This window comes from Halomonas sp. (assembly GCF_034520545.1).
GTDB lineage: Bacteria > Pseudomonadota > Gammaproteobacteria > Pseudomonadales > Halomonadaceae > Halomonas.
Map to the genome: position 1 here is coordinate 420,912 of NZ_JAXHNN010000003.1, position 11,533 is coordinate 432,444.

The 11,533-nt window shown below is 64.8% G+C and carries 9 protein-coding genes; 6 read left to right on the forward strand and 3 right to left on the reverse strand.

Annotated elements, in window-relative coordinates; all coding sequences use genetic code 11:
• Nucleotides 1-3 precede the first annotated feature (3 nt).
• Nucleotides 4-555, forward strand: coding sequence for a gamma carbonic anhydrase family protein (locus U5L98_RS03975; protein WP_322557048.1), 552 nt, complete (start codon nt 4-6; stop codon nt 553-555).
• Nucleotides 556-635: 80 nt separating this feature from the next.
• On the forward strand, nt 636-1,307 hold the full coding sequence (locus U5L98_RS03980; protein WP_322557049.1) for a metal-dependent hydrolase: 672 nt from the start codon (nt 636-638) through the stop codon (nt 1,305-1,307).
• Here the strand turns inward: U5L98_RS03980 and U5L98_RS03985 are convergent.
• From U5L98_RS03985 to U5L98_RS03995, 3 genes are read right to left on the reverse strand one after another with little or no spacing between them, the layout of a single operon-like run.
• Nucleotides 1,283-2,665, reverse strand: a complete 1,383-nt coding sequence (locus U5L98_RS03985; protein WP_322557066.1) for a sigma-54 dependent transcriptional regulator — start codon at nt 2,663-2,665, stop codon at nt 1,283-1,285. The two genes, U5L98_RS03980 and U5L98_RS03985, sit on opposite strands and share 25 nt — an antisense overlap.
• Nucleotides 2,658-4,568: a sensor histidine kinase gene (locus U5L98_RS03990; RefSeq protein ID WP_322557050.1), complete on the reverse strand. Its 1,911-nt coding sequence runs from the start codon at nt 4,566-4,568 to the stop codon at nt 2,658-2,660. Before U5L98_RS03990 ends, U5L98_RS03985 begins: the two co-directional genes overlap by 8 nt.
• Before the next feature lie 8 nt (nt 4,569-4,576).
• Nucleotides 4,577-5,350 carry a GntR family transcriptional regulator gene (locus U5L98_RS03995; RefSeq protein WP_322557051.1) on the reverse strand — a complete coding sequence of 258 codons (774 nt, stop codon included), beginning with the start codon at nt 5,348-5,350 and terminating at the stop codon, nt 4,577-4,579.
• 333 nt (nt 5,351-5,683) lie between these two features.
• Between U5L98_RS03995 and U5L98_RS04000 the strand changes: the two genes are divergently transcribed.
• The 4 genes from U5L98_RS04000 to U5L98_RS04015 are packed head-to-tail and all read left to right on the forward strand — an operon-like array spanning nt 5,684 to nt 11,431.
• Nucleotides 5,684-6,439, forward strand: a complete 756-nt coding sequence (locus U5L98_RS04000; protein WP_322557052.1) for a (Fe-S)-binding protein — start codon at nt 5,684-5,686, stop codon at nt 6,437-6,439.
• Nucleotides 6,436-7,902, forward strand: coding sequence for a LutB/LldF family L-lactate oxidation iron-sulfur protein (locus U5L98_RS04005; protein ID WP_322557053.1), 1,467 nt, complete (start codon nt 6,436-6,438; stop codon nt 7,900-7,902). Before U5L98_RS04000 ends, U5L98_RS04005 begins: the two co-directional genes overlap by 4 nt.
• Nucleotides 7,902-8,582 (forward strand): lactate utilization protein C, encoded by a 681-nt coding sequence (locus U5L98_RS04010; protein ID WP_322557054.1) that lies wholly within the window; start codon nt 7,902-7,904, stop codon nt 8,580-8,582. Before U5L98_RS04005 ends, U5L98_RS04010 begins: the two co-directional genes overlap by 1 nt.
• Complete coding sequence (locus tag U5L98_RS04015) at nt 8,579-11,431, forward strand: FAD-binding and (Fe-S)-binding domain-containing protein (RefSeq protein WP_322557055.1); 2,853 nt, start codon at nt 8,579-8,581, stop codon at nt 11,429-11,431. The genes U5L98_RS04010 and U5L98_RS04015 overlap by 4 nt, the downstream gene beginning before the upstream one ends.
• The last annotated feature ends 102 nt before the right edge of the window (nt 11,432-11,533 follow it).

Sequence of the window (11,533 nt, forward strand, 5' to 3'; positions counted from 1 at the left end):
AGGATGAGCGAGGCAATGAGTCTGCGACCCTGGAAGGGCCATGAGCCGCAGCTGGGCGCACGGGTCTATATCGATCCGGCCTGCATGGTGCTGGGTGACGTGGTGCTGGGCGATGACAGCTCGGTATGGCCCATGGCGGTAATCCGTGGCGATATGCACCGCATCCGCGTCGGTGCGCGCACCAGCGTTCAGGACGGCAGCGTTCTCCACATCACCCATGCCAGCGACTTCAACCCCGACGGCTTTCCACTGACTATCGGCGATGAGGTGACCATTGGCCACAAGGCGATCCTCCACGGGGCTACGCTGGGCAACCGCATCCTGGTGGGCATGGGGGCCATCATCATGGATGGCGCCGTGGTCGAGGATGAGGTGATCATCGCCGCCGGCGCCGTAGTGACGCCGGGCAAACGCCTTGAGAGCGGCCACGTCTATGCCGGCAACCCGGCCAAGGCGCTGCGCCCGCTCAAGGAGAAGGAGCGTGCCTTCTTCCCCTATACCGCCGGTAATTACGTCAAGCTCAAGGACGAGTACTTGGCTGCCCAGGGGGAATGATTTTCTAACCCATTGTTTTTCCATGCTGGGGCGGGCGATAATCTGGCCATTTATCCAGTATATCGAGGGCGCGCCCCGGCATGGCCAACTTTCGCACCCACTTCGGCGTGGCCGCCGCCGGCGGCGCCGTGCTGGCCCATGGCGGCTGGCAGGCGGGCCTCTGGAGTGCCATGGAGAGCCTGCCGCTGCTGGCGATGGTGACCTTCGGCGGCATCCTGCCCGATATCGATGCCGACCGTTCCCGGGCGATCCGTCTGATCTTCAACCTGCTGGCGGTGCCTGCAGTGGTGGCCGGCGCCCTGGTGCTGCAGACGCGACTGGCCACCGGCACCTTGCTGATGGTGTGCGGTGCGATCTACCTGAGCGTGCGCTATCTGGCCGGGGCGCTGTTTGCCCGTTTCACCGTGCACCGTGGCCTATGGCACTCGCTGCTGGCGGCGGGTCTCTGCGGCCTGGTGGCCACGGTGCTTAGCCACCGGCTGTTTGGCCAGCCCGATCACCTTGCCTGGGCACACGGTACCGGCCTGGCGCTGGGCTTCGTCATCCACCTGCTGCTCGATGAGCTGTACAGCGTCGACCTGACAGGGGCGCGTCTCAAGCGCTCCTTCGGCACCGCCCTCAAACCGTTCGACTGGCGCGAGCCGGGCAACTCCCTGGTGATGCTGATGATGGCGGCGAGCCTGGCGCCTTGGCTGCCTCCCGTTGAGCCGCTGCGCGAGCTGCTCCTTCAGGGGGTTTCGCTCTGGCGGTAGTCCTCGGCCTTCAGGCCGTATTTCCTGAGTTTGTCGTAAAGGGTCTTGCGCGGTAGACCGAGTTGCTTGCAGACCCCGGAGACACGGCCGTGGTGACGAACCAGCGCTTGGTCGATCAGGCTCTTCTCGAACAGCTCCACCTGCTGGGGCAGGGCCAGCTCACCGCTGTCGCTGCCCACTCCCTCCCGCAAGGCGTCCAGGCGATAGTCGCAGGTGGCGCCGAGGAGCACATAGCGCTCGGCCAGGTTGCGCAGCTCGCGGACGTTGCCCGGCCAGTCATGGGAGAGCAGTGTCGAGATGCCGGCGGCATCCAGCGGTGGCGCCTCCAGTCCGCTGCGGTTGGCGGCGACCACGGCGAAGTGCTGGAACAGCAGCGGAATATCCTCGCGCCGCTCGCGCAGCGAGGGGATCGGCAGGGTGACCACCTCGAGCCGGTAATAGAGATCTTCGCGGAAGCGTCCCGCCTCGGCGTCGGCCTTGAGGTCGACCTTGGTGGCAGCGATCACGCGCAGATCCAGGGATACTGGCACGTTGGAACCGAGACGCTCGATGGAGCGGTCCTGCAGCACCCGCAACAGCTTGACCTGCAGCGAGAGTGGCATCGACTCGATCTCGTCGAGGAACACCGTGCCGCCCTGGGCATGCTCGAACTTGCCGATCCGCCGCTCCACGGCCCCGGTGAAGGCCCCCTTCTCGTGGCCGAAAAGCTCCGACTCGATGATGCTTTCGGGGACGGCGCCGCAGTTGATGGCCACGAAGGGGTGGCCGCCACGGCGACTGCGTTCGTGGATGGCCCGCGCCACCAGATCCTTGCCGGCCCCGGTCTCGCCGAACAGCAGCACGTCAGTCTCCACCTGGCTGATGCGCTGGACCATGGAGGCGAGGCGCTGGATGGCCGGAGCACGTCCCACCAGTCGCGGCCCCGGTGCCGATTGCTGAGCCTCGAGCTCGGCCTTGAGCTCGCGGTTCTCGAGGCTCAGGCGGCGCTTGTCGATGCCGCGACGAACCATCTCTACCAGGCGCTCTCCTGCGAAGGGTTTTTCCAGGAAGTCCCAGGCACCCTCGCGCATCGCTTCGACGGCGGTGGAGATGTCGCCATGGCCGGTAATCAGGATCACCGGCAGGTCGGGATCGCGGCTGCGGACCTCGCGCAGCAGCGTCATGCCGTCCATGCCGGGCATGCGGATATCGCTGACGATTACACCGGCGAAGTCTGGCGTCAGGGCCGCCAAGGCGGCTTCGGCGCTCTCGAAGGCGTGGGGCTCGTAACCCGCCAGCTCCAGGGTCTGGCCAGCGGTGATGCGCAGGTGCGCCTCGTCGTCGATGATCATCACCGGAAGGGGCGCCGGTTCATGCATGGGTGTCATGCTCCTCGGTCCTGGTGTCGTCGGTCGCTTCGGGACCGGGGGCGCGGGGCAGGGTAATGGTGAAGCGGGCACCGCCGCCAGGTGCATGGTCCGCCGCCAGCCGGCCGCCCAGGTCGTCGATGATGCGCGCCGAGATGGATAATCCCAAACCCAGGCCGCTGCCCGGCGACTTGGTGGTGAAGAAGGGCTCGAAGATTCGTCCAAGGTGCGCCTCGGCGATGCCGGGGCCGTTGTCGGTGACCTGGATCCTTACCTCGTCGCCGTCGGGCTCGATACTCAGCTGGAGTAGCGGCGCATCCGTCTGGCCCATGGCCTGGAGGGCGTTGCCGATCAGGTTGACCAGCACCTGTTCCAGGCGCACCAGGTCGGCGCGCACCCAGATCTCTTCTTCGGGCCAGTCGCGTTCGACCGTGACCCTGGCGTCGCGCAGCCGTGACTGGAAGAGCCTCAGGGCATAGTCGTAGCAAGCGGGGACCGAGACGCTGGTGGGTCTGTCACCACTCTTGCGCGAGAACTGGCGTAGTTGGGCACTGATCTTGGCCATGCGGTCGGTGAGTTCGATGATCTGTGCCAGATTGCTGCTCGCCGCCTCGGTGCGGCTGCGGGCCAGGAACTCAGCGGCATTCTCGGCATAGGCGCGAATAGCCGCCAATGGCTGGTTGAGCTCGTGGTTGATGCCCGCGGCGAGCTGGCCGAGCACGGCGAGCTTGGCAGCCTGGATCAACTCATCGCGGGTCTGGCGAAGCCGCTCCTCGGCGCGGCGGCGCTCCTCGATCTCGTCGGAGAGGCGTCGGTTGGTCTCGACCAGGTCGCGGGTGCGGCGCTGCACGTTGAGTTCCAGCTCGTCTCGGGCTCGTGCCAGAGTGCGCCGTTCACGGTCGGCGAAATGCTCGCGCTCGCGGCGCAGCCTCAGGCGCTGCCAGCCGATGCCGCCGGCCAGGACCACCACGCCGTAGAGGCCGCCGGCAAGCAGGGCGACGAGCCACTGGGCCTGGACCACCGGTGCCAGCGACTTGAGGATATACATCTCCCAGTCGAATTCCGGCATGGGCCGAGACAGGCCCAGGTAATCCTCCCCCGCGAGAGGGCCTCGCTGGAAGCCGACCCGCTGGCTGTGTTCGCCCGGGGTCTCGGTGATCTCGATACCAGCGGGTGCCAGCGGCTCGTCGGCATAGCGACGGGTGTCCCGCAGTGCCTCCCGTTCATCGTCTGAGATTGGCTGCAGGGCCTTCATGCGCAGCTCCGGGCGGCTGGCCATGAAGATGATGTCGTCCTTGTCGGTGATCAGCAGCTCTGCGTCCTGCTCGGCCCAGCTCGCCTCCACGGTATCGAGCAGTATCTTCACCACCATGACACCATCGGGGGTGGCGTTCGGTTCCGTGTCGTCGAGCCACACCGGGGCCGAGAAATAGTAGCCGCGCTCTCCGGACTGCACGCCCAGGCCATAGAAGCGTCCGGTGTGGCCGGCGATGGCATCCTGGAAGTAGCTGCGGAAGGCGTAGTTCTGGCCGATGAAGGTGTCGGGGCGGTGCCAGTTACTGGCGGCCAGTGTATCGCCTTCGCGGTCGATGAGGTAGATGTCGGAGACACCGGCAGTGGCCCGGAAACGGTCCAGAAGGCGGTTGAGCGGCATGGGGTCCTGGCTTCCCGGCGAGGCCAGGAAGCGCCTGACCATCTCGCGTGAGGCGAGCAGGGCGGGCAGATAGTCGTGGCGAGAGAGGTGGCCGGCCAGGCTCTCCACCGAGAGGCGCAGCTCGTTCTCGGCGTCCTGGCGCAGCTCCTGCAGGGCCTGATCGCGGGCCAGCAGGGCGGACTGCCACATGGCGAGTACCAGCCCGAGGAGTACCAGAAGCCAGAGCAGCTGGCGTACCCGGCGGTGGGAGGGCATCGTCATTGCGGACCTCAACGGGAGGTCGCGGGCATGACCTGGGCGCGACGGAGTGCGCGCTGGGCCCGTGTCTCGGCACGCTCGACCTCGAGCAGCCCCTCTTCCACGAATACCAGATGCTCGTGAGCCCGGGCGCGGGCGTCCTCGGCCCGGCCTTCGAGGATGGCGTCGAGCAGAGCACGGTGCTGCTTCATCAGCTGTGGGCGTGACTCGGGCTTCTCGAACAGGTGAGCCAGGTTATCGACGATACTCTTCTCAAGCAGGTGAAAGATGCCGCGGATGGTGTGCAGCAGCAGGATATTGTGGGCCGATTCGGCAATGGCCATGTGGAAGGCTGCGTCGGCGCGGGCCTCGAGCGCCGGGTCGCGGCCCTTGAAGCACGCCTCGAGCTCCTCGAAGCGCTTGATCAGCAGTGCCTTGTCGGTGGGCGTGGAGCGCAGGGCCGCATAGTAGGCTGAGATACCCTCCATGGCATCGCGGAATTCGAGCAGGTCGAGGTGGAATTCCCCATGGCGGGAGAGCATCTCCAATAGCGGGTCGCTGTAGCCGCTGTTGAGCTCCTCGCTGATGTAGGTGCCGCCGCCCTGGCGGCTGGTCAGCAGGCCGCGGGCCGAGAGCTTCTGGATGGCCTCGCGTAGCGAGGGGCGCGAGACGCCGAAGCGCTCGGCCAGTTCGCGTTCCGGCGGCAGGCGCTGGCCGGGCTTCAGGCTACCCTCGAGGATCAGCGCCTCGAGGCGTTCAGTGATGACATCGGCCAGGCGAGGTTGTCGGACGGGTTGATAGGCCATGGTGTTGGCTCCGGAGCACGTGGCTAAAGCTGGCATGGTATCGTCATCAAATTGGTATTACCAAACGAGGAGACGATAGATTTCTGTCTTTTCGCCTAGGCGTGACAATTTGTTCTGCTGCATCAGAGTGTTGGAGAAAGCGTTGAAGGGCCTAGACTAAAGTATAGGCAAGAGGGGCTGGGAAGCGGACGCCCTGGGTTTGACACTGCAGGTTCCGCCTCATAACGTGCGATGATGCTTTTAGCGTAAATTGGTCTTACCAATTTACCATAATCCAAGTCGACATGGCCAGCATAACGCTGTCTTGTCCCTTCGCTGTCCAGGATCCTGCCCATGACGCCAGTCAAGCACTATCCGCCGAAGCCGGAGAAGGTCTACTTCTTCGGGACCTGCCTGATCGACCTCTTCTACCCGGAGGCCGGGCTGGACGGTATCCGTCTGCTCGAGCGAGAGGGCGTCGAGGTGGTTTTTCCCGAGGACCAGACCTGCTGTGGCCAGCCGGCCTATACCTCGGGCTATCAGCAGGAGGCACGGGCCGTTGCGGCGGCTCAGCTTGACCTCTTCCCTGAGCCCTGGCCGATCGTGGTGCCCTCAGGCTCCTGTGGCGGCATGATGCGCACCCACTATCCCCAGCTCTTTGCCGGTACCGATATCGAGGAACAGGCCAATGAGGTGGCGGGGCGGGTCTATGAGCTGACCGAGTTCCTGGTGCATGCCTGCCACCTGAAGCTTGAGGATCGGGGCGCAGCCGAAAAGGTGGCCATGCACACCTCCTGCAGCGCCCGGCGCGAGATGGGGCTGGCCGAGACCGGTCCGGCCCTGCTGGCTCAGCTTGGCGAGGTCGAGCTGGTCGAGCAGGCCCGTTCCGCCGAGTGCTGCGGCTTTGGCGGCACCTTTGCCTTGCGCCATCCAGAGGTCTCCGCTGCTATGGTGGAGGACAAGACCACGGCCATCGAGAAGGCCGGCGCCCAGCGTTTCGTGACCTCCGACTGCGGCTGTTTGATGAACATCGCTGGGCGTTTCGAGCATCAGAATAAGGCAGTGGCGGGCGAGCATATCGCCAGCTACCTGTGGCGGAGGACCTCATGAGCATGCAAAGCAGTGCAGTCCAGAGCCTTGGTGTTCAAACATACAGCCCACGCGAGTTCCATCGCCAGGCGCATGACGCTCTCGGCAACCCCCAGATCCGCGCCAACTTTCGCAAGGCGATGGATGGCCTGATGAACAAGCGTCGCGACGTCTTCGGTGACTGGGATCTGGAAACACTGCGCGAGCTGGGGGCCAACATTCGTCTTCGGGCGCTCGCGAAGCTGCCTGACCTGCTTGAGCAGCTGGAAGCCAATTGCCAGGCCAATGGCATCAAGGTGCACTGGGCCGAGGACGGCGAGCAGGCCTGTAGGATCATCCGCGAGATCTGCGAGAGTCGCGATGCCACTTCGGTGGTCAAGGGCAAGTCGATGGTCTCCGAGGAGATGCACCTCAATGCCTACCTGGAGGAGGCGGGCATCGAGGCGCTGGAGTCGGATCTCGGCGAGTACCTGGTGCAGCTCAATGAGCAGACGCCCTCGCATATCATCATGCCGGCGATCCATCTCAATACCGATGAGATCTCCGAGATCCTGCACGAAAAGACCGGCACCGAGCGGACTCGCGACGTCGACACCATGACCGCGGCGGCTCGATCCCAGCTGCGTGAACGTTTCATGGCCGCTGATGTGGGCGTATCGGGGGTAAACTTTGCGGTGGCCGAGACCGGCACCCTGTGCCTAGTAGAGAACGAGGGCAACGGCCGCATGAGCACAACGGTACCGCCGGTACACGTGGCGGTTACCGGCATCGAGAAGGTCGTCGAGCACCTGCGTGACGTTCCGCCTCTCTATGCCTTGCTGAGCCGCTCGGCGACCGGCCAGCATGTTACTACCTACTTCAACATGATCAGCTCGCCGCGCAAGGAAGGTGAGCATGACGGGCCCAAGGAGGTGCACCTGGTGCTGGTCGACAACGGTCGATCGAATATCTACCAGGACAATGAATTGCTCGACACCCTGCGCTGCATCCGCTGCGGCGCCTGCATGAACCACTGCCCTGTCTATACGCGGGTGGGCGGGCACACCTATGGCACCACCTACCCGGGCCCCATCGGCAGTATTCTTTCGCCCCACCTTATGGGCCTCGAGGATACCAAGGACCTGCCCACGGCCTCGAGCCTATGCGGTGCCTGTGGCGAGGTCTGCCCGGTGAAGATCCCGATCCCCGACCTTCTGGTGCGCCTGCGCCGTGAGTCGGTGGGCGAGGGGCGCGGCAACGTGCCCGGCGCTGGGGTCAAGCGAACCCGCAAGGAAGTGGCCGCCTGGAAGGGCTTCCAGTTCATGGCCACCCACCCGTGGGTCTGGCGCGCCGGAACGTCCGTAGCCGGCAAGCTCAGAGCGCTGACCCCCTCGCGACTGGGCGCCTGGACAGACTATCGCATCGCAGCGAAGCCGGCCGGAACGACGCTGCATGCACTGGTCAAGCGTCATCAGGCAAGCAAGGCCCAAGAGGAGAAGCGCTGATGAGTGCCCGCGACACCATTCTCAATCGACTGCGTGAGCGGGCCGACGGCCCTCTGACTGCACCAGAGAGCGATTTCGCCGTAGTGACCCACCGCGGTTGGAATGCCGAGGAGCGCCTGGCACGCTTCGTGCAGCTCATCACCTCGGTGCACGGGGAAGTGATTCATACTGCCCCGGAGGAGTGGACCGATGCACTGGCCAAGGTGCTTGCCGAAAAGGGTGTGAAACGGCTGGCGTTGGGGCGCGAGCATCCGGTGGCCGCCGAGGCGCGCCGCGCCCTGGCCGATGCCGAAGTGGAACTGGTAGACGTCGATCGCGATATCGAGGAGTGGCAGCGTGAACAGTTCGAGAGTGTCGATGCCGGCCTGTCCTCGACTCGCGGTGCCATCGCCGAGACCGGCAGTCTGTGGCTCTGGCCCACATCAGACGAGCCGCGGCTGATCAGCCTGGTGCCGCCGATTCATATCGCCGTGCTGGATGCCGATGCTATCGAAGACACCTTCTACGATGTGTTGGAGTGCCACGGCTGGGCCAGCGGCATGCCTACCAATGCGTTGCTGATTTCCGGGCCAAGCAAGACCGCGGACATCGAGCAGACCCTGGCTTACGGCGTGCATGGGCCTCGTGAACTGGTGGTGCTGGTACGCCATGACGGCCCCGAACCGGGAGATGAGAGATGACGTCCATGAGTGCCTGGCGCGAGTTGAAGGACGCCCTGGCGGCGACGATACCTGCCGAGCGGTTGATCGATGACCCCCTGCGTACCCTGGCCTACGGTACCGATGCCAGTTTCTATCGGCTTATTCCGCAGCTGGTGGTTCGTCCGGAGAACGAGGCGGAGCTGCAGCAGGCCCTGGCGGAATGCCGCGAACGCGAGCTGCCGGTGACCTTTCGCGCAGCCGGAACCTCGCTTTCCGGCCAGGCGGTGACCGACTCGGTGCTGATCCAATTCGGCCGCGGCTGGCGGGATCATGCGATCCTCGACGAGGGCCAGGCGATCCGCTTGCAGCCCGGGGTCATCGGCGCCAGGGCCAATCAGCTGCTGGCCCCCTATGGCCGCAAGATCGGCCCCGACCCGGCCTCGATCGCCAGCTGCATGGTCGGCGGCATTGCCGCCAACAATGCCTCGGGAATGTGTTGTGGCACCGCGCAGAACAGCTACCGTACGGTGCGCGACATCCGGGTGATCCTGGCCGACGGTAGCCTGCTCGACACCGCTGATGCCGGCAGCGTCGCCGCCTTCCGGGCCTCCCATGGGGAGCTGCTGGCCGGCCTGGAGCGCCTCGCTGCCCAGACGCAGGGGAACGACGCCCTGGCCGGGAAAATTCGCCACAAGTACCGGCTTAAGAACACCACTGGCTACGCCCTCAACAGCCTGGTCGACTTCAGCGATGGCATCGAGATCCTCAAGCACCTGATGATCGGCTCCGAGGGCACCCTGGGGTTCATCAGCACCATTACCTATGACACCGTGGTCGACGAGTCCCTGAAGGCTGCGGCGCTGGCCTTCTTCCCAGACATGGGAACTACCTGCCGTGCGACCATCGCCCTCAAGCAGGCGCCGGTTTCCGCCGTGGAGCTGATGGACCGTGCCGCGCTACGCTCGGTGCAGGATAAGCCTGGCATGCCCGCGGTATTGAGGACGCTTCCGGAGGGGGCGGCGGCACTGCTGATCGACGTGCGCGGCAACGACGAGGCCGAGCTCGACGCGCGCATGCAGGCGGTTCAGGCGACCCTCGAGGGCATCCAGGCCCTGGAGCCGGTCACCTTTACCCGTGAAATCGATACCTATGCCCTCTACTGGAAGATTCGCAAGGGGCTGTTTCCGGCCGTGGGGGCGGTGCGCGAGACCGGCACCACGGTGATTATCGAGGATGTGGCCTTTCCCATCGAGCGTCTCGACAAGGGTGTGCTGGCGCTGACCGATATCTTCCATCGGCACGGCTACCGGGATGCGATCCTCTTTGGACATGCCCTGGAAGGCAACCTGCATTTCGTCTTTCCCCAGGGCTTCGAGAAACCCGGCGAGGTGGAACGCTACCAGGCGCTGATGGACGACGTGGCGCAGCTGGTCGGCGTGGAGTACGGCGGTTCCCTCAAGGCCGAGCACGGCACCGGACGCAATATGGCCCCCTACGTCGAGCTGGAGTGGGGACCCGAGGCCTATGCGTTGATGTGGGAGATCAAGGCGCTCTTCGACCCTGGAAACCTGCTCAATCCCGAGGTGATCCTCAGCCGCAACCCGACGCTGCACCTTGAGAACCTCAAGCCCTTGCCGGCGGCCGACGAGACCGTCGACAAGTGCATCGAATGCGGTTTCTGCGAGCCGATCTGCCCCTCGACCGATCTGACCCTGACGCCACGCCAGCGCATCGTGATCCGTCGTGAGCTGGCAAGGCTCGAAGCGCTGGGAAACCAGGCCACCGACGCCGACAAGGCGCGCATGAAGGAGCTCGGGGAGGCCTATGTCTATCATGGCATCGACACCTGTGCGGCTACGGGGCTTTGCGCTACCCAGTGTCCAGTGGGCATCGATACCGGTGAAATGGTGCGTCAGTTGCGTCACGACCGGGCGGTGGACAAGGCCCCTCTGGCCAGGCGTATCGGCCGACATTTCTCAGGAGCAACGCGTGTGGCGCGGGGTGGACTGAATGCGGCGGGAGCGGCCCGAGCCGTGCTGGGTGTCAATCTGATGGAAAAGATGAGTACCGGTGCGCGTCGGCTGAGCGGTGATCGGTTACCCCAGTGGAGCCCGGCTCTGCCCAGGTCGGCGCCGATCCGGGTGCTGGAGCAGGCGCCGTCGGGCGATGCCTCGAGGGATAAGGTGGTCTACCTGCCCTCCTGTGCCACCCGCATCTTCGGCGCGTCCCATGATGACGAGACCGAGGCACGCTCGGTGATGGAGATTACCCTGGCGCTGCTCGACAAGGCTGGTTACGAGGTGGTTCTGCCGGAGATGATTGGCCATCTTTGCTGCGGCATGGCTTTCCAGTCCAAGGGACAGTTCGAGGAAGCGACCCACAAGGGGCGCGAACTCAATCGCGAACTGCTGGTAGCGAGCCAGAACGGGCGTTATCCGGTGCTCTGTGATACCAGCCCCTGCACCCTCCAGATGCAAAAGCACCTCGACGAACGACTCGAGATGCTGGAGCCGGTCGCCTTCGCTCATGACCATCTGCTGCCCCGGCTCGCTGTTACCCCCCTCGACGAGCGAGTCGCCGTGCATGTGACGTGCTCGAGCACCCGCATGGGGCTTGCCGACAAGTTCGTCGGACTGGCTCGGGCCTGTGCCCGGGAAGTCGTGGTGCCGGCTGATATCGATTGTTGTGGTTTTGCGGGCGATAAAGGTTTCACCACGCCAGAGCTCAACGCCTCGGCCCTTGATGGCTTGGCCGAGGAGGTGTCGGAATGCAGTGTCGGCTACTCGAACTCGCGTACCTGCGAGATCGGCCTGAGCCAGCATGGCGGTATTCCTTACCGCTCGATTCTCTCGCTGCTCGACCGGGCCAGCTCCCCCGATAAGGCTTGAATTCACCCACAGGCGCCTGATGCCAGGCCCTGTGGTTGGCTCGCCGGTGAGGCGTGAAACTTTTTTACATGGGGCCCTTGCGCGCTCCCGGAGGAATCCGGA